General features: G+C 57.5%; 16 protein-coding genes. 2 read left to right on the top strand and 14 right to left on the bottom strand.

Going from position 1 to position 17,869, the window contains the following annotated elements; genetic code table 11:
* The 7 genes from IB277_RS36975 to IB277_RS36945 all read right to left on the bottom strand — a co-directional run.
* A partial coding sequence (locus IB277_RS36975; RefSeq protein ID WP_192373305.1) for a transposase family protein occupies positions 1–441 on the bottom strand: 441 nt, incomplete at its 3' end.
* Positions 442–732: 291 nt separating this feature from the next.
* Entirely contained in the window at positions 733–1,665 is a 933-nt protein-coding gene (locus IB277_RS36970) for an ABC transporter permease (protein WP_192373301.1), read from the bottom strand.
* On the bottom strand, positions 1,662–2,690 hold the full coding sequence (locus IB277_RS36965) for an ABC transporter permease (protein WP_210339729.1): 1,029 nt from the start codon (positions 2,688–2,690) through the stop codon (positions 1,662–1,664). Before IB277_RS36965 ends, IB277_RS36970 begins: the two co-directional genes overlap by 4 nt.
* A 28-nt stretch (positions 2,691–2,718) precedes the next feature.
* Entirely contained in the window at positions 2,719–4,239 is a 1,521-nt protein-coding gene (locus IB277_RS36960) for an ABC transporter ATP-binding protein (protein WP_192373299.1), read from the bottom strand.
* Between the two features lie 67 nt (positions 4,240–4,306).
* Entirely contained in the window at positions 4,307–5,338 is a 1,032-nt protein-coding gene (locus IB277_RS36955; RefSeq protein WP_192373297.1) for a BMP family protein, read from the bottom strand.
* Positions 5,339–5,496: 158 nt separating this feature from the next.
* Positions 5,497–6,501, bottom strand: a complete 1,005-nt coding sequence (locus IB277_RS36950) for a PDR/VanB family oxidoreductase (protein ID WP_192373296.1) — start codon at positions 6,499–6,501, stop codon at positions 5,497–5,499.
* A 77-nt stretch (positions 6,502–6,578) separates the two neighbouring features.
* Positions 6,579–7,634, bottom strand: coding sequence for a Rieske 2Fe-2S domain-containing protein (locus tag IB277_RS36945; RefSeq protein WP_192373294.1), 1,056 nt, complete (start codon positions 7,632–7,634; stop codon positions 6,579–6,581).
* Between the two features lie 180 nt (positions 7,635–7,814).
* Between IB277_RS36945 and IB277_RS36940 the strand changes: the two genes are divergently transcribed.
* Positions 7,815–8,669 (top strand): helix-turn-helix domain-containing protein, encoded by an 855-nt coding sequence (locus IB277_RS36940; protein WP_192373292.1) that lies wholly within the window; start codon positions 7,815–7,817, stop codon positions 8,667–8,669.
* A gap of 69 nt (positions 8,670–8,738) precedes the next feature.
* On the opposite strand, the gene gfa is transcribed toward IB277_RS36940, so the two are convergent.
* The 7 genes from gfa to IB277_RS36905 all read right to left on the bottom strand — a co-directional run bounded on the left by gfa (position 8,739) and on the right by IB277_RS36905 (position 16,476).
* A complete protein-coding gene (gfa, locus tag IB277_RS36935; RefSeq protein WP_192373290.1) occupies positions 8,739–9,311 on the bottom strand; it encodes an S-(hydroxymethyl)glutathione synthase in 573 nt (190 codons plus the stop codon).
* A 741-nt stretch (positions 9,312–10,052) separates the two neighbouring features.
* Positions 10,053–10,898, bottom strand: coding sequence for an S-formylglutathione hydrolase (fghA, locus tag IB277_RS36930; RefSeq protein ID WP_192373288.1), 846 nt, complete (start codon positions 10,896–10,898; stop codon positions 10,053–10,055).
* A gap of 130 nt (positions 10,899–11,028) precedes the next feature.
* Complete coding sequence (locus tag IB277_RS36925; RefSeq protein WP_192373286.1) at positions 11,029–12,156, bottom strand: S-(hydroxymethyl)glutathione dehydrogenase/class III alcohol dehydrogenase; 1,128 nt, start codon at positions 12,154–12,156, stop codon at positions 11,029–11,031.
* Positions 12,157–12,219: 63 nt separating this feature from the next.
* Positions 12,220–12,867: a glutathione S-transferase family protein gene (locus IB277_RS36920; RefSeq protein WP_192373284.1), complete on the bottom strand. Its 648-nt coding sequence runs from the start codon at positions 12,865–12,867 to the stop codon at positions 12,220–12,222.
* A gap of 11 nt (positions 12,868–12,878) precedes the next feature.
* The gene (locus tag IB277_RS36915) at positions 12,879–14,645 is read right to left on the bottom strand and encodes a Rieske 2Fe-2S domain-containing protein (protein WP_192373282.1); all 1,767 of its coding nucleotides are present in this window, start codon (positions 14,643–14,645) and stop codon (positions 12,879–12,881) included.
* A gap of 41 nt (positions 14,646–14,686) precedes the next feature.
* A complete protein-coding gene (locus tag IB277_RS36910) occupies positions 14,687–15,592 on the bottom strand; it encodes an aromatic ring-hydroxylating dioxygenase subunit alpha (protein ID WP_192373280.1) in 906 nt (301 codons plus the stop codon).
* A 26-nt stretch (positions 15,593–15,618) separates the two neighbouring features.
* Positions 15,619–16,476, bottom strand: a complete 858-nt coding sequence (locus tag IB277_RS36905) for an aromatic ring-hydroxylating dioxygenase subunit alpha (protein WP_192373278.1) — start codon at positions 16,474–16,476, stop codon at positions 15,619–15,621.
* Positions 16,477–16,714: 238 nt separating this feature from the next.
* On the opposite strand from IB277_RS36905, the gene IB277_RS36900 reads away from it, so the two are divergent.
* Entirely contained in the window at positions 16,715–17,479 is a 765-nt protein-coding gene (locus IB277_RS36900) for a GntR family transcriptional regulator (protein ID WP_192373276.1), read from the top strand.
* Positions 17,480–17,869 lie beyond the last annotated feature (390 nt).

Raw genomic sequence — 17,869 nt, 5'->3', positions numbered from 1 at the left:
TATGGACGCCGGATTACCGCGCTTCAATTGCCGCAAGATCGTGTCGTCGCTGACCGGCATGCCGAGCCGATGCATCAAGTGCTCTCCCGGACGACCGCCCATCCTGTGGCCAACCAAGTCCACAATTTCAGCCATCCGTTCAGTTCGTCGCATGTAGGGTGAAGCAATCTCGGGCAACCTGTCGGTGAAGGTTCGTCGCCCGCATTTCCGGTGTCTACACTGCCACCGGTTCAGTGCGAGTCTGATTCTCACAACTTGACCTTGAACAGGCAAGTCCTGGAGGCGGCGTTTGTGCCAGCCGTGCCGATGCCGGCTTCGCGTTCCACAATCCGGGCAGATACCGACAGGTTTCGCAGCAGCAGAAACAACCCAGTTTTCTTCATCTTGAAGGGTGATACCCAGAATTTCTGGGCTGGGTGACCATTTCAATTGCGCTCGCATCCCCGCAGATAGCAGTCGTGGCGCTAACACTCTGTTAACCACAGAAATTTAGGCAGAACCTGATTAAGTGCCAAACGACAATGGGCACTAACCTAGCCCCGCCTCCCACGGCGGGGCCTCTTTTTCTTCGGCCGTGCATCAAAAGCGATTGAGGCCGGAGCAACTCATAGCATTCCGGAAGCCTGCTCTCCGGCGCAGATAATTATGACCACTCTCCTCTTGGACGTGAACAACCGTGTATCTCCGTGGAGGGATGATGAGTTGGACGCGGGCACGAGCTCTTAATCGGGGCTACTCGCGAAGGTAAGGTACCCCCAACTTGGCTGGCTGACCGCTGCGAAACCGTAGGCTCATCAGGATGATGATCGAAGCCAGATACGGCAGGGCCAGAAGAGCTTGGTGTGGTACCGCCAGGCCGACGACCTGCATATGAGTGGCAAGTGCTTCGAGGAACGCAAAGGCTGCTACGGCCACAAACACGCCGCCCGGCCTCCAATTCCCGGCTATCAGCGCCACGATAACGATCCAGCCCCTGCCTGCCGTGAAATCCGCAACAAATCGATCGGACGAGGCCAGCATCAAGAACGCCCCGCCGAGCGCGGTCAAGGCACTGCCAGATACAAGCGCTAGGGTCTGTCGAGCGGCGACGTTCAATCCTTTGACGTCCAGTGATTTCGGGTTTTCTCCGAGACACCTGAGTTCCAGACCGTATCGCGTTCGGTAAAGGAAAAACCAAACACCTGGAACAATGAGAAAGCCGAGATAGGTCAAGGCAGGCTGCACAAACAGCACTGGTCCAAGATAGGGAATGGCTGAAAGTAGAGGGATCGGCACGTCTTCGAATCCGGAAAACGTGGGTTGTGCTCGCCCCTGTATATAGCTTTGAAAGCAGTAGAGGGTCAGGCCGCTGGCGAGAAGATTGAACCCCAGCCCCGTAATGAAATGATCTACGCGCATTACGGCCGTCATAAAGGCAATCAATGCACCCGCCAAAGCACCGGCGACTATCGCGACCATCACCGCGGACCAGAGTGAACCCGTATAAGTCACGATAAAATATGCCACGAAGGCACCAGACAACATTGTTCCCTCCACGCCCATGTTCCAGGTACCGGAGCGCTGAATGACGAGCTCGCCCATTGCTGAAAGGAGGAGTGGCGTGAGTATTCGTATGGTGGCAGCGAAGATACTCAGAAGGATCGCTTCACTGAACAGGTAATTCATCGCGCGGCTCCCCACCTTATGCTGTAGCGCGCTGAAACCGACGCACCCAAAATTAGAAAAAGCATGATTCCTTGAATTGCAGGCACCAGAGCTGCTGGGACGTCGCCAAGTACACGCATGTAGACGGCCCCGCTGGCAAGTCCGCCGAAGAACACGCCTGCGACGACCGTGCCCCATGGAGTGAGCCCTCCGATCATGGCAACTATGATGCCCGCATAACCCAGACCCACTAGGCTATCTGCGCGTAGGCGATGACCGACTGCGAGCAATTCTATGGCCCCGGCGAGCGCGGCAAACGCACCGCTTATCATCAGCACGGCCAGAGCTGTCTTTCGGATATCGACGCCCTTGTGTCGAAGCGCTTCCGCATTCAAGCCAAGGCCACGGACCTCAAGCCCGAAAGGAGTTCTCGCCACCACCCATGCACAGGCAGCGGCAAGCAGGAACGGAAGCGCGACGGCAACATGCAGTCGGCTGTCCCCGATGTGGGGCATAAATGCGGTGCCGGGCAAAGTAGGCGACTGGTGATAAGAGACCGTTCCGCCACGTTCGCCCCAAGGTCCTCCCTGAAGCAGCCAGGATAAGAAATACACGACGAGGTAGTTCAACATCACTGTTGATATGATCTCGTTGACCGAAAAACGGTTTCGCAGGACGCCTGCAACCCACCCAAGCGCCACGCCGGCAGCCAGGCCGATCAGCAAGGCCCCCGGAATCAGCAAGTAGCTGGGCATTTCCCCGAGCATCTGGACACCCAGGTAGGCCCCCATCGCGCCGCCGACTACCTGCCCTTCCTGTCCGATGCTCCACAATTGAGCGCGAAACGCTATCATCGCAGCGAGTCCCGTCAGGATCAAAGGCGTTGCCTTCACCAATGTCGACGCAAGTGCCTTCGGTGAACCGAAGGCTCCTTGAAGCAGGGCGCTGAAAACTTGCCTGACGTCAGCGCCGGTAGACGCGATCAGAAGCGCGGCCGCGACGAGGCCGATCAGGATCGCGCCTACATACGTAGCGACCGTGCGCATTTTGGATACTTTCACTCTCTTTTGCCAACTAATCACCACGACAGTCCTTCCGCTGACCCGCCATCATTCTGCCCACCTCGGAAACAGAGGTACACTTCGGATCCGCAACTCCGACCAGTTCACCTTTGAACATCACAATTATTCGATCCGCGAGATTGAACAGGTCGCTCAACTCCTCGGATGCGAGGACTATCGCAAATCCTTCTTCGCGTTTTTGCAGAAGAAGCTTTTGCACGTATTCGATGACGCCCACATCCAGCCCCCTCGTGGGTTGGTTGGCCAGGATAAGTCCCGAAGCGTTCAGAAATTCGCGCGCAAGGATAACCTTCTGGGCGTTCCCGCCAGACAGGCGTCCCACGGGCACGGTTTCGTTGGGAGTTGCGATCTGGTACTTCGCTATCATCTCCGTTGCGAGGCGTCGCACCGCCTGGCGATCGATAGCCGCGCGACGCCGATAGCGCGGGTCTCGTTGCCACCCCAGGATCAAGTTTTCTGCTACGCTGAATTCCGGGACCAAGCCCTCGCGGAAGCGGTCATCCGGGATATGCCCTATGCCGCGATCCATAAGCTGGCGTGGAGACATAGCGGTTACGTTCTCGTCTTTGAACGTGATTGTTCCGCTCGACGCCTCCCTCGCGCCGGACAAAATCTCGAACAATTCCTTCTGTCCGTTGCCGGCCACCCCAGCGATCCCAAGGATCTCGTGGCGGGCGACTGAAAAAGTCACGTCCTTCAGAAGGAACTCCCTCCAACGGCCTAAGGCGGAAAGTCCTCGAACGTCCAAGATCGTCGACCCTTTTTGAAGGGCGCTCTTTTCGACGTTGAAGCAGACGTCCCGCCCAACCATCAACTTCGAGAGTTCCTGAGCGGAAGTGCTCTTCGTGTCGACTGTGGCGACGACCTTGCCTTTGCGCAGCACGGTGACGCGGTCGGATTGCATGACTTCGACCAGCTTATGGCTGATAAGTATGATCGATAGTCCGCGGTCACACATCTCTTTGATTATGCGGAAAAGCACAGCGGATTCCGCAGGGGTCAGGACGGCCGTCGGTTCGTCAAGAATCAGGATCCGGGCGTCCAGATAGAGCGCCTTCAAAATCTCGACCCATTGCTGACGGCCGACCGGCAGTTCCCAGACATATGCGTCGAGATTGATGTCGATGCCATAAGCCTTGCAGATTCCGTCGATTTTTCCGCGCGCTTTTTGAATGTCGAGCCGCCAACCTCCTCGGTCGGTGCCGACCACGATATTTTCAAGCACGGTAAATTCAGGGACGAGCACGAAGTGCTGATGTACCATGCCAATCCCGTTTGCTATGGCGTCTACGGGAGAAGCGATATGCGCCCTTTTTCCTTGGACGAAGATCTCGCCTTCATCGGCTTGGTAGAGGCCAAAAATACAGGAGGAGAGAGTAGATTTTCCGGCTCCATTTTCTCCGAAGAGACAGTGGACCTCGCCGGTTCGAAGATCAAACGAGACGTTGTCGTTCGCTTTGGTGTTTGCGAAACGCTTCGTCAGCCCCATTACATGTAATGCGCTGTTCGACATGGCTCATAAACCTTTGTTGAGGAGCTGTGGCCGCAACGTCGATCCGCGGCCACTTGCTTCAAGAGGGTCAGTCCGCAGTACGCGGATCAGCCGTGTCGATACGGACCTGGAAGGAGCCGTCGACGATGCTAGCGGTGAGCTTTTCCACCTCGTTACGGAAGTCGGCCGGCAATCTGTCCGCAAGTCCGTGGAATGGCGCAACTGTCGTCCCACCTTCCCTCATCGAGAACCATCGCGCGCTCGTGTTTCCAGCGTAAGGCTTCCCAAGAGCCTTGTGGCTCCACCACTCTTCGATAATCCACTGGATATCTGGATCCCAAAGGGCAACCGCGCTCGAGAGAACCGTGGACGGGGAAAACGAGTTCTGATCTTGGAAGTTACCGAAACAGAGAATCCGCGCAGCTTCGCACGCTTTGAAGTTGCTGGTAAGCTGCAGGATAAAGTCTGCGCCGGTCGCAATTTGCGCGGCGGTAAATTCTCCGGCTTTTGCAGGGTCGTACCAGGACTCGATGAACGCCACGGATCGCGTGATCTTGCTGTTCACTGATTTCGCCCCGGCGAAAAACGCATTGATTTCGTCGTTCACGTCGTCTGCAGGAAAGGTTGCCACGGCGCCTAGTTTGGCGGACTGTGTCAATTTGCCGGCGATGTAACCGAGGACATACGCGGGTTCGTGCACCCTCTTGTACAGCCAGTATTGGTTTCCGCCCAAACCCTCATTGCCGGACCCGACCACGACGAAAAGTATATCTGGAAACTCGTCCTTTAGCTTTTTCACCTGGTCCGAAAATGTGCTGTGCGCCCAGATGATGTCATACTGGCCGCTCTCCGCGAACAGACGCATAGCGTCTCCGGCGTCGTCACCCCACAACGGATCCGTGTACTTCCACTTTATTTCAAGTCTGTGAGGCTTTGCGTCTCTTACCCGCTCAAAAGCTTGCATCAGAGTTCCGTCCCAGCCGTTGTCGATTCCGGCAGACAGGATTACGGCGATGTTGAGCTGAGTGGGCTCCGACGCTATCGAGTCTCTCGCTGTAGTGAACAGCAGGGTGCATATCGCAAGTGCAGCGATTGCAAAGTATTTGACTCCCAGTAACATGGTATTTTCCCTTTCCCTCTGGTTTTATGAGGATATTACCGACTACTGCTCTTCCTTTTTCGGCACGCAAGCGCCGTGTATTCTAAGACCACCACTTTTGTTATATTTTTGAATGCTGCGTGGTGGTCGTGCAGAGTTTTTGAGGCGAGTGCAATTCGTCACAAATCCAGGACAAGCTCCTCGCTGATAGAACGAGAGCAGCAAGGTGTGATGACATTTCCAGCCGCCCTCTGCTTCTCTGTAAGGACGTGATCTCGGTGGTCGGGGAGCCCCGAGACGACGCGGGTCATACACGTCCCGCAAATCCCTTGCTCGCACGAAACGGGAACGTCCACGCCGTGTTCGGCAAGCACTTCCACGATCGTACGGCCCGGTTGCACGTCGAAGGAGCGCCCGTCTTGCGCCAGCCGGACTTTGAACGAAGCGTCGCCCATACCGGCCGTCGGCTTTTCTATCGCGAACCGCTCTTGATGAACGGCTTCATCCGGCCAAGCCGCTCGTGCGTTGGACGAGACGGCGTCGAGGAATCCGGCGGGACCGCATGCATAGAGACGTGCGTCATCTCGTCGACGGGAGAGGAGGTTTGCGAGATCAAGCTTTTGGTCGGTGGGGCCATCGTCGAAATGGAGGTGCACTTTGTCCCGAAAGGGACCTTGTGTAAGTTCCTCTCTGAAGGCCATTCGAGAAGCTGTTCGACCACAGTAATGCAGCTCGAACGGCTTGTTCGCTGACGCCAACCTCGCCGCCATCGAGAGGATCGGCGTAATTCCGATGCCGCCCGCTAGCAGGAGATAGTGAGAAGCGTCCTCGATCAATTCGAACGCATTCCGAGGGCTTCCGAACTCGAGCACATCGCCGACTTTCATCGCATGCATGGCGATGGAGCCGCCTCGGCCGGTCCAGTCGCGTAGCACCCCAAGACAATACCGGTGGCGTTCGGTGGGATCGTTCCATAGCGAATACTGTCGGACCATTTTCCCTGGAAGGTGTACATCGACATGCGATCCCGCGGTGAAGGGGGGCAGTTCCTGGCCGTCGTTTGCTACGAACTCAAATGCCATCGTGTCGTCTGCGCAGTACCACCTCCTGACCAACCTGACCTTTATCGTCTCGGAAGCGACTAGCTTATCTCCCTTCACTCTGACGGGTGCTAATGAGTTCATATTCGAGGACGCCTTCTTGGTTCTTGGCTGGATCACATTCGCGTCGAGGCGTAAGTCGCCACTCGGCATCTATCGAGTTAACTGGCAAACGGAGCACCCAATCCGAAATGTCTCACCAGACCACGCCGATATTCCAGAGACATGCGGTCGGAGGGCACATGAATCTCTTCTGTGAGGTCTAGCGGCAAATCCTCCGGGCGTTGCTCCTCGACCATAGGCTTGTCTTCATCGTTGATAAGGAGCGCGTCCTTAATCCAATATTCAGCGTCAGGGTCGCCCGTCGTATCGGTCATCAACTGGAAGATACGAGTTTCGCGCGCCGAGACCGGGCAAACCGTATCGGCGAAGTAGATCACGTAGTCAGAGCCCTTGGGGTCGATCTTGATAATCGTAGAAAAGGGATAAGTGAGCTCGTAAGTGTAAACGACGTCGCGCTCGTCACCCGCGACGCCGTCGTTGAAGCGATTGAAACCCTCCCGATAGGGGAGTTCGAACCGAAGCCCATAAGCCGTTTGGTCGACGTCATAGGGAGGGATGGGATCAGCCGTCCCGCCCCCGAAACTCTGCGTGTGAACCCAAGGGAAGTGCGCCACGTCGTTGAAATTCTCGACATGTCGGCTCGCGGCGGCGTGCCAGGTACCACTCGGCACATACACCTTCTTGAGATCGGGATTCGAGATTCCCTCCCAGTCCGGCAGTTGCCAGATTGGATCGCCTTTCAGGCAGGTCCATACGATACCGTACCGCTCGACTGATGCGTATACCTCCAGCCTCAGCCGCAGCGGTACCTTACCTTCAGAGTTCGCGATAGACGGTATTTTTGAACAGCTGCCATCGCCCTTGAAATGCAGTCCGTGCATGGGGCAGACGATCTGACCGTCGGACATCCATCCTGCGCTGATCCTCGTTCCCCTGTGCGGACAGAGATCCCGCGCGACAGTGATTCCGTCGGATGTTCGATAAAGAACCAAATCGACATCGAGCAGTTTGGCTCGAACCGGGCTCTCGCCAATTTCGTGAACGAAGGCCACGGGGTGCCAGAATGACGCGAGAATATTCCAATCACTTTCAGAAAAAGTGCAACCGTCCGGCAGGGGGCTTTTTTTCTTCGAACTATCAGTCGGCAGAAACACTATAAATCTCCCTTTGACATTCAACTTACACTGAGGCAGTGCGACCTTTTGATAAAAGGCACTATCCGTGTGGTGTCCGCATTTGAGAATGTCTGGCTGCCGTATTCGGATATCTGCAGTTAAGGCCTGCTTCCACTGCGTCCGGCGCGCTGTTAATAACCATGTATTTGGGAGGAGCGAATGCGCGGTATTCTAGAGGGTCACCGAGGTTTTGCATTCGGTGAAGCCATCTATCCCGCTGGTGGCATTTATGGCCCTCTGCGCGACCGTTACCACACCTTGCTGCTGGTGCACGAAGGAAGGGCAAAGGTCATCTGCGACGGCGAAGTTCGAACAGTTACGTCACGCAGATGCAGCTTTTTCCGGAACGAACGATCAATCGAGTTTCTATACCCCGAGGGACGGACGACGCGGGTGAGCTGGTGCGAGGGATATGCTGCGGACCTGACGGAGATCGACGCGGCGCGCCTACGTTCGCTTCCCCCGCAGTTGGCGTTTAGTCAACGGATCGAGGCCATTCAGCGTATGGGCGTTGAGCTGGGCTCCGGCTCCGGACACAATCTGAATATGCTCCGAAACGCGCTGGGAGAGTCCCTATTCATGGCGTTTTTCCATGAGGCACAGCTATCCGAGGAGGAGCGGCAAATCCCGCGCTCGGTGCAGCGCGCTCGATTCTACATTGAGGAGAATTACGAAAAGCAAATTACATTGGACAGGCTCGCTGCTCTGGTCGGCGTTACACCTCAGCACCTTGTGTCATCGTTTCGACGGCATTTAGGACTGACCCCGGTCAGATACCTATGGCAAACTCGTGCGGTCCAGGCCCATTCGATGTTGCTACAAAGCGACTTCTCCTTATCTGAGATTGCGTATCGCTGCGGCTACAAAAACCAGTTCCACCTTTCGAGGCAGATTTCGGAGCGGTATGGCAAGCCGCCTCGTGAGGTTCGCGCGGGGAATGGTTATTGGCTTTCGAGCGATATAGCTGAAGCTGCGAACGACATCTCCTTCTACTCAGATGACGACAAGACCTAAAAACGTGGTTACTGGCCAGGCATCGCCACACCCTGGCCAGCGGATCAAGTCCCGTTCGGTCGAGGGGCCTTATGGTGTGCCTGCAGCTTGCCTTTTGGCCGTCCAGGTGGCGATGTAGTCCATTAGGCCAGGGTTTAGGCAGTCGTAGGGTTCCATTCCCAGCTCGCGTAGGCGGGCTCGCACACTCTCCATGCCTTTAGGATCGTAGCCGCTTTCGATGATCGAGGAGACAAAGGCGGCAAAGCCGGGCTTCGCCCAACCGGCCTCCTCGAAGCGTTCAGGATGGACGAAGGACAGGCCCTCGAAGGGATGATCGCGTTCCACCGGACCGTACATGTGCACCCCGCAGTCCTTGCACGCGTGGCGTTGAATGAGGGCCAGAGGGTCCACGATAACGAGCTTGTCGCCGTTTTCGAGGACATCCAGCTTTTCCGTCGGCGCCACGGCGACCACCGAGAACACCGCGTCCGTCGGCTTCCAGCATTTCGTGCAGCCGCAGGCGTGATTGTGGGCGATGTCACCCGTGACGCGGACCCTCACGGGATTGCTCGCGCAGTCGCAAACAAGTGTGCCGCCGGCGAAGTCGGCGTCCGTCGCTTTAAATCCTGAATCTAATGTTGGGTGAATTGAGATGTGGTGCATTGGCCTCTCCTCTATTGAGTACGGAGCGCACACTCCGTCAAACTTTCGTGGGTAAATACGCACTGCTAAAAGTTCCGCGTTAACAGCCAGTCCAGCACGTCGGCGGCCAGCTGGGGTGCCCAGCGGAAACTCCCACCGATGGGAAAGCTTCTCGCGCACCGGCTCCGCATCCAAAATCGACCACAGGTTTGGATGTCAATCAACAAGTTTTCACCTGGAGCGTCGTCGCTTTTTCGCTTTTAAAATAAAGAGATATCGATATGTGAAGCCCGTATATAGGCCACGCCGACACAGGGGCGGGGCGGCTTGCATCAGTGTTCGCTTGCGAATCCACACAGCTTGTAATTCCCGACGTAGGCGACAAAAATCTCCGCATCGATGTTGGCGGCAATGCGCGCGAAAACTCAGCTTCGGAACTGAAGGATTCAGAGCCGTGATCGGCCTAAAGCGGTGGCCAACGACGCGGAGCCTTGATCGCAGAAATGGGGCGTTCCATTATTGGACGACTGCATTCTCCAACCAAGGGCTATCTCACATTTCACTGGTCTAGATTTGCAGCAGCGGTGTAGGGCCTTGCTCGTAGCTCCCCCGTTTCAGGCAAACAAGCGCTATGACAAGGTTGACGCCTCTGTGGCTTCAGCGTTTGCCGAGAAACGGCGAGCCTGCGGGCAGTGGCCGTCGGCCTTCAGCGCCGACGTCGGCCGCCTGTTCGGCCTGCTGTGCGCGAGCGCGATAGTTTCCTCATTTTAGTCTCTCGGCGTGCCAGGCCAGATGATCTCCCATAAAAGTAGAGATAAAGTAATATGAGTGATCGTAGCCTTCGTGCATTCGAAGGTTCAGCGGGATTCCCGCCGTGTCGCATGCTGCAGTCAGCAACCAAGGGCGAAGTCCGCTCGACAAAAAACTGTCAGCCTCGCCCTGATCGACGAAAAACTCGGAGAAGCGATGTCCCCCTTCGATCAAAGCAGTGGTATCATAGTTTCGCCAGGACCTTTCATCCGGACCCAGATATCTTCGAAGCGCCGGCTTGGACCAATCCGCCGTCATCGGCTGCACGATCGGAGCGAAGGCCGAGCAGCTCCTGTAGCGCTCAGGGTTCTTGAGGGCGATAGTCATCGCACCATGCCCTCCCATAGAGTGGCCAAATATGCCCTGTCGAGCTACGTCAACCGGAAAGTTGGCAGCCACAAGCGCGGGCAGCTCCAGCGTCAGGTAAGAATACATTCTGTAGTTGGCCGAGTACGGCGCTTCGGTTGCATCAAGATAGAAGCCTGCGCCGATACCGAACTGCCAGTTATCCGCGTCGTCGGGAACATGGGGGCCCCGCGGACTGGTGTCTGGACAAACAATGATCAGGCCCAGAGCCGCCGCTGCTTCGCGGAATTCTCCTTTTTCGGTGACGTTGGCATGTGAACACGTTAATCCCGAGAGGTACCAGAGCACCGGGCAAGGATGGTGGACCGCCGTCGGAGGGATGAACACGGAGAAGGTCATCTCGCACGCACATTGTTCGGAGTGGTGGCTGTACACGCCCTGCATGCCACCGAAAGACTTCCAGACGGAAATGGTATTCAAGTTGTTTTGCATCGAGGATCTCCGATTAATCGCCGGTGCGAGAAGCAGGGCTGGAGGAGCATGCTTCTCACACCGGCGCACACCAGCCAGGAGAAACCGACTTTCGGGGTAGGAGCGAAAGCGGCTGACTGGTTTGTGAAACTCAATAAACTACGACCCCACGGATGCTTTCGCCGGAATGCATCAGTTCGAAGCCTTTGTTGATCTCTTCGAGCGGCATGGTGTGGGTGATCATCGGGTCGATCTGAATCTTACCCTCCAGGTACCAGTCGACAATCCTGGGCACATCGGTGCGGCCGCGTGCGCCACCAAAGGCAGTACCCATCCACTGGCGACCGGTGACGAGCTGGAAGGGCCGGGTGGAGATTTCCTGGCCCGCGCCCGCAACGCCGATGACCACCGACTTGCCCCAGCCGCGGTGCGCAGATTCCAGCGCCTGGCGCATCACCTTGGTATTGCCGGTGCAGTCGAAGGTGTAGTCTGCACCACCGATCAGGTCGCCATTCCGCTTCGTCATGTTGACAAGGAAGGGCACAATGTCGTCTCCGACTTCCTTGGCGTTGACGAAATGCGTCATGCCGAACTTCTCGCCCCATTCCTTTCGGTCGGGGTTGATGTCGACGCCGATGATCATGTCGGCACCCGCGAGGCGCAGGCCCTGCAGCACATTGAGGCCGATACCGCCAAGGCCGAAGACGATCGCGGTCGAGCCCATCTCCACCTTCGCGGTGTTGATGACCGCGCCGATGCCGGTGGTGACGCCGCAGCCGATGTAGCAAATCTTGTCGAAGGCGGCGTTCGGGTTGACCTTGGCGACGGCGATTTCCGGCAGCACCGTGTAGTTGGCGAAGGTCGAGCAGCCCATGTAATGGTGGATTTTGTCCTTGCCGATCGAGAAGCGGGAGGTGCCATCCGGCATCAGGCCTTGACCTTGCGTCGAGCGGATCGCGGTGCAGAGGTTGGTTTTCTGGCTGAGACACGAGTAGCATTGGCGGCATTCCGGCGTGTAAAGCGGAATGACGTGGTCGCCCTTCTTCACCGAGGTCACGCCCGGACCGACGTCGACGACGATGCCGGCACCCTCATGACCGAGGATCGCCGGGAACAGGCCTTCCGGATCGGCACCCGAAAGCGTGAAGTCGTCAGTGTGGCAGATGCCGGTGGCTTTCACCTCAATTAGCACTTCACCGGCCCGAGGACCTTCGAGGTCAACCTCCATGATCTCCAACGGTTTGCCGGCTTGTACGGCAACGGCGGCACGAGTCTTCATATTTGTATAACTCCCAAGTGGAACATGGCCGAGCGCTGCGGCGCGGCCTTTAATCAGTTGACATCAAGCCGCCTTAGCCGGTCCTGCTGGAAACACGCCCGACATCACGGTAAAACCCGGAATGCGCTTGACCCGATCACACCAACGGCGGATGGCCGGATAGTCCTGTCGTGAAATGCCTCCTTCTTCCGACAGCATGATGTATGGAAAACAGGCGATGTCCGCGATCGTCGGGTGGGCCGAAGAACAGATCCAGTCCCGCCCCACCTGCTCGCCGAACCAAAGGTGCTGGTCTAGGATGCGGAACAGCCGATGGGCACCAGCGCGGGCAGTGTCGACGTCGAAGTCGTAGAACAGAGCGTCGTGCAGCCGAGCGGCCGAGGCAGTGCCCGTGATAGCGTCGGCGAACGCGAGCCACTGGCTGATCTCGCCGAGAAGAGACGGATCGTCGCGTGGATACCAAGTTCCTGCAGGATCGTATCTCGACGCGAGATAGACCAGGATTGCCTGGGCGTCGCGTAGGACGAGGCCCTCGTCCTCGATGACGGGGAGCTGACCGAGCGGATTAACGCGAAGGAACCATTCCGATTTGTGCTCCCGACCCGGGTAAAAGTCGATGGGAATCGTTTTCCAGTTTATGCCGAGCATGCCCATCAGGAGGCGCAGCTTGTAACAGTTGCCGGACAGCTCGTAGTCGTAGAGAGTAATCATAAAACAAACTCCTAAAGATCGAGCACAAGCCGCGCGGACTTGGCGCGGGATACGCAAGTCATGATCCTCGTGCCCGACTTGCGTTCGACTTCGTTGAGATAGACGTCCTGGTGGTCGGGCTCGCCTTCGATGACCGTTGCTAGGCAGGTGCCGCACGCGCCTTGTTCGCAGGACGAAGGCATGTCAATGCCGGCTTCACGCATTACCTCCAGGATCGTTCGCCCGGCGGGAACGGTAAGCGTCATGCAGGAGCGCGCGAGAGCGACCTCGAAACTCGTACTGTCGTCTATGACATTAGTGTTTTTGAAGTACTCGAAATGCACGGACGCGTCGGGCCAACCCAGTTCGGAAGCGACGTTGCGCGCAGCCTCCAGCATCGGCCCGGGACCACAGAGATATACATGCATATCCGGTGCGTAGCCGCTGAGAAGTTCTCGTAGCCTGGCGACAGTCTGATCGGGCGCTAGGCCGAGATGCGGTACTAGTGAGCTGCCAAGCGCTCGCAAACGTTCGGGAAATGCGAGCTGATCTTCATTCTGCGCGAAATAGTGTAGCTCGTGCGAGAGTTTCTGGTTGTTGAGGGCCTGTGCCATCGCCAGCAGCGGTGTTATGCCGATCCCGCCGGCGATGAAGATCGTTTTTACCGCATCGCGGCGCAGGGGAAAGTTATTGCGCGGCTCCGAAATGGCCAGCACGTCGCCTGCGCGTACGCTGTCATGCAGGCAGGTCGATCCACCTTTGGAATCTCGCTCCAGCTTGACACCGATGACATATCTGTCGCTCTCGCCCGGGCCGTTGGTGATCGAGTACTGCCGGATCAGTCCGTTGGGCAGGTGCACATCGATATGCGCGCCCGGCTGGAAGGTTGGCAGAATTCCTTTGATGGGCCGAAGCTCGAAACCGGCTATTCCGTCCGCCGCCGGCCACTTCCTCGCAACTTCAACTCGGATCGTCGCCTTGCGATGCTGCAAGGCTTCATCGGGCATCTCGGCTAGCTCGGGGGAGACACGTTCGATGATTGGCACAAGCGGCGGCGGGGCGGGTTCTCGTGCAGCATCGGCTTCAATTGCCAGACGTAGTCGTGAGATGAGTTCGTCGTGGTGCCGCAGGACAGCGAGGCGCTGAGATCCCGCCACCCCGCTGTCTAGGACGCCGCGGATCACCGATCGGTTGGAATCAACGGGCTGAACGAAGAACACGGCGAGAGTGCTGAAACCAGCCTCGGTGGAACGCAGAACCACTGAAAAGCCGTTCGAAGCTTCTACCACTACTTCGGCGTTCCTACCTTCAACCTTACCGTTAGGTTGGAAGCGGTAGCGGCTCAGCCTTGCTGCGACGACATTGGCTGGCGCGTCGACCGGGATGCCTCGGAGCACCAAGACCTCTGCCTCCGCGAACCCGGACACTTCCGGCACACCGTCACGCGGTTCTTCCGCGGACCAGACCAGGCCATATCGTTCAATGGCGGCGAAGGTACGATTGGTTATGGTCCGGGCAGGGGCGTCGGCTGGATGCGCAGGAATATAGGTGCAGCCAGCGGTGCGGTTCGAATAGCGCCAGCCGTGATATTGACACTTCAACTCGCGGCCGTCGTTGATTCCGATCGACAGGCGGACTCCGCGGTGCAGGCACCGGTTTTCCCAGACGTTGACATGTCCGTCATCCGCGCGCCAAACGGCGAATTCGCGGCCGAGCAACTGGCCGTGGAATACATGTCGCAAAGGAAGGTCTGTCGCTGCAGCGATGGGATGCCATCTGGATTTGGCTAGGTCGAGCATTTGTTTCTCACAAGGTTTCGTGCTTGGGCGAAAGCGGGCGCTTAGGTGGATGCGGGGATCACCCCATATGTCACGCCTTTCTGGCTCAGCCACCGGCGGTAGGCGATGGCCGACTTGTCCGCCCGGATGGGCGTTTCAGCGCGTGGATCGAGTGGTAGCCGTTTCGGAAACTGGTTCTCGAGGATCGGTTTGTCCTGTCCGAAGATCGTTTGCTGAAAGCGCTTGATGACCTTGTCCTCATTTTCTTCGTCGAGGATACAAAGCATCATGTGCGCACGGACATGTTCTTGGTCGACCGGCTGCAGGAAGACGGCGATTACATCGAGACGAGTTTCGTCCACTGGGCTCGACTTGTAGAGCACCGAGCAATAAGGATGCGGCACGCGGTAGACGTAGTCGACATCGGCGCCGCCATCCGACGTAGCCGAAGCCATCGGCTGATAGAATCTGCATCGGGTCGCCAAGATCTCGTTGCGGTCGACGGAGATTTCGACGTCGTATTCCTTTACCTCAGTGTGTGGTTCGGCTCCGAGGATGTCGGTGTGGACATACGGGAAATGTCCCATGTCGAGGAAATTCTCGATCGCCCGCGGCGCCGACACGTTCACCCCCACGGTGGCGGCATTCAGTCTGCGCCGATCCGTCTCTTCGAACTCGGGGATAGGAAACAGTTCGTCAGGCGGGTTCCCGAGGGACGTCCAGATATAGCCATATGCGAGCTTGAGCGGTAACGTGTCGGTGACACTTGCAACGTCGATTGGACTGCCTTGGACGATGTCGGGTCGCTTACGCCAAACGGCCGCGCTACCGTCGCCGTCAAGCGTGAAGCTAACGGGCTCTTCTAGCAGAACGGTTTCTGTAACGACACCTGCCACAACTTCCGACAAGGCGGCAAGTGGGTGCCAGAGATCGAGGATCACCCGATCCGTGCATCGCGTGTTAATCATGTGTATGTCCTTTATAATCTGGGCGGTCACATCCGCGCTGGTATTGCGCCGTAGGTCACCGATTTGTCGCGCAGCCAGCGTCGATACAACACCGCTACGGCGTCCGGCGTTTCTGCGCGCGGATCTAGCGGCAGGCGCCTGGGCACCTGGTTCTCGAGGATCGGTTTGTCCTGAGCGAAGATCAGTTGCATGAAGCTGCGGATTCCAGCTTCTTCGATCCCGTCCTTGAGATAGGTCAGGAAAGGATGTGCAACGCAATTTTCCTGATCTACCGGTTGGACGAACAGGGTGATGACGTCGAGCCGGTTCTTCTGCACCGGATTGCTTTTGTAGAGTGCCACCGTGTAGGGGCGGATCACCTTGTAGACGTAGTCGACGATGAAGCCTTCCCTGGCAGTCGGTGAGGCGACCGGCTGGTAGAACTGGCATTCGGTTGCGACAAGCTCGTCGGCGAGCGTCAGCTCCACCTTATAGGGCGCGACCTCCGTATGTGGTTCATCGCCGAGCCAGCCGGTATGGACGAATCGGAAGTGGCCCATGTCCAGGAAATTCTCGACCGCGCGAAGCCCCGAGACCTTAACGGCGATCGAGCCGCCGGTGACCAGATGCCGGTCCGGCTCCTCGGCTTCGGGCACGAAGACAATTTCTCGCTCGGGCGTGCCGAGACAAGCCCAGAGAAAGCCATACCGTCTCGTTGCATTCACCATGGCTCCGGTGTCGTTGCGGATCACTTCGCTACCGTAGCGCCCGCGGCGATAGACGGTGAGGTCGACGCCCAGGAGGTGTGTTTGGAAGGGCGCGTCGATCGCCAAATTCGTCAAGTCTGCGATGACATGCCAGTCGTTGAGAAGAACTCTATCGGTACAAAGGGCTGCCATGCTCATCGCATCCTCCCTGTTGGCTAGCGCTTCCCCGTGAACCTAGCTCTGTCCATATTGGAAACACAAGATTGGATATCAATCAATAACAAATTGAATTCCCAAACCAGATTTTTTATTGACAGATTGCAAGGATTGAATACCGATATAGAAACCGGAATTCGGGGTATGCAACGCCGTCTGCGGGGCAGGAAATCTGGGTAGGTCCGCCCTAGTAAGGGCGCTGCCGGTAAGGAGAATTGCCATGCGCAACCGCTCGCAGGCCATTGCCGACATGTTGACTCGAGCGATCCTCGATCACAGGCTGGTGCCTGGCTGCAAGCTCGGGGAGCGGGAGCTTTCTGAGGTATTCGACGTCAGCCGCATTGTGGTCCGTCAAGCGCTCATCCGTGTCGCCGACGACGGCCTGGCGCAGATCGAGCGCAATCGAGGCGCTTTTGTCGCTCGCCCCAGCATGCAGGACGCGCTGGAGATTTACGATGCGCTTACACTTGTCGAACAGGGCGTCGCGGCTCAGTTGAGCAACCGCCTTGGCCCTGCCGGCTGGGCCGAGTTGCGCCAGCACGTAGAACGGCAGCGACAGGCAGTGGCAGCAGGTAACGATGCGCTCGCCGACGTCCTAGGTCAGGAATTCCATACCGTTTTTGTGCGCCTGAGCCGCAACAAAGTGATGCAGGACATCCACGCCCAACTGGTTCGACGTACGACGTTGCTACGCTCATTGATCACTGCGGACTTCGATTACTGCAACCTTCTCGACGACCATGCCAAGGTCATCGAACTGCTGGAGAAGGGTCGATTGAAGCCCGCGATGGAACTCATCGACGCGCATCATCGCAGCGTCGTGCGCGGCTACATCATGGACCGCCAGGTCTTTCCGGAGCTGACGGTCCGTGAGGCGCTTGAACCTTACCTTGACGGGAAGGCCGGCGAACCTCCGACACCGGCTCCGCGAAAGAAGCCGGCGCGGAATGGAGCGGCCCACGGTCACGTTCACGGTAAAAAATAGACCCGGCGCATAAGCCGGGCAGGCTCAGGTGCTTCGCTGCCTTGAACGTCGACCGGTTCGTGCCTGCGGCTTGAAGCGTAAGCTTCTCGAGCATTTCATTTGGAGTTAAGATGACCTGCAAGGTCAGCAAACGTCCTACCCGCGCCAATCACCTTTACTTCGAGCTGCCTGCGGCCCACTACGGGGACTGTCGTGACGGCAAGCTTGAATTCTGTCCAAGTCAGGGCGCGTTAAGTGGAGCGCCCATAAGAAGACGAGGTGGCGTTACACCAGCTCGTCCCGTACACGATGGGCGGTCGTCCGGGAGAGCACTTGATGTATCGGCTCGGCATGCCGGTCAGCGACGACACGCTCTTGCGGCAATTGAAGCGCGATAATCCGGCGGCCACG

This window comes from Ensifer sp. ENS07 (genome assembly GCF_014852185.1).
GTDB classification, from domain to species: domain Bacteria; phylum Pseudomonadota; class Alphaproteobacteria; order Rhizobiales; family Rhizobiaceae; genus Ensifer; species Ensifer adhaerens.
The sequence above is the reverse complement of the archived record's forward strand: the minus strand, read 5'-3'. Positions and strand labels throughout refer to the sequence as shown.

Coding starts and splice junctions, on each gene's coding strand:
- IB277_RS36970 (WP_192373301.1), bottom strand. CDS start 1,665: ATGAATTACCTGTTCAGTGAAGCGATCCTTCTGAGTATCTTCGCTGCC.
- IB277_RS36965 (WP_210339729.1), bottom strand. CDS start 2,690: ATGCGCACGGTCGCTACGTATGTAGGCGCGATCCTGATCGGCCTCGTC.
- IB277_RS36960 (WP_192373299.1), bottom strand. CDS start 4,239: ATGTCGAACAGCGCATTACATGTAATGGGGCTGACGAAGCGTTTCGCA.
- IB277_RS36955 (WP_192373297.1), bottom strand. CDS start 5,338: ATGTTACTGGGAGTCAAATACTTTGCAATCGCTGCACTTGCGATATGC.
- IB277_RS36950 (WP_192373296.1), bottom strand. CDS start 6,501: ATGAACTCATTAGCACCCGTCAGAGTGAAGGGAGATAAGCTAGTCGCT.
- IB277_RS36940 (WP_192373292.1), top strand. CDS start 7,815: ATGCGCGGTATTCTAGAGGGTCACCGAGGTTTTGCATTCGGTGAAGCC.
- gfa (WP_192373290.1), bottom strand. CDS start 9,311: ATGCACCACATCTCAATTCACCCAACATTAGATTCAGGATTTAAAGCG.
- fghA (WP_192373288.1), bottom strand. CDS start 10,898: ATGCAAAACAACTTGAATACCATTTCCGTCTGGAAGTCTTTCGGTGGC.
- IB277_RS36925 (WP_192373286.1), bottom strand. CDS start 12,156: ATGAAGACTCGTGCCGCCGTTGCCGTACAAGCCGGCAAACCGTTGGAG.
- IB277_RS36920 (WP_192373284.1), bottom strand. CDS start 12,867: ATGATTACTCTCTACGACTACGAGCTGTCCGGCAACTGTTACAAGCTG.
- IB277_RS36915 (WP_192373282.1), bottom strand. CDS start 14,645: ATGCTCGACCTAGCCAAATCCAGATGGCATCCCATCGCTGCAGCGACA.
- IB277_RS36910 (WP_192373280.1), bottom strand. CDS start 15,592: ATGATTAACACGCGATGCACGGATCGGGTGATCCTCGATCTCTGGCAC.
- IB277_RS36905 (WP_192373278.1), bottom strand. CDS start 16,476: ATGAGCATGGCAGCCCTTTGTACCGATAGAGTTCTTCTCAACGACTGG.
- IB277_RS36900 (WP_192373276.1), top strand. CDS start 16,715: ATGCGCAACCGCTCGCAGGCCATTGCCGACATGTTGACTCGAGCGATC.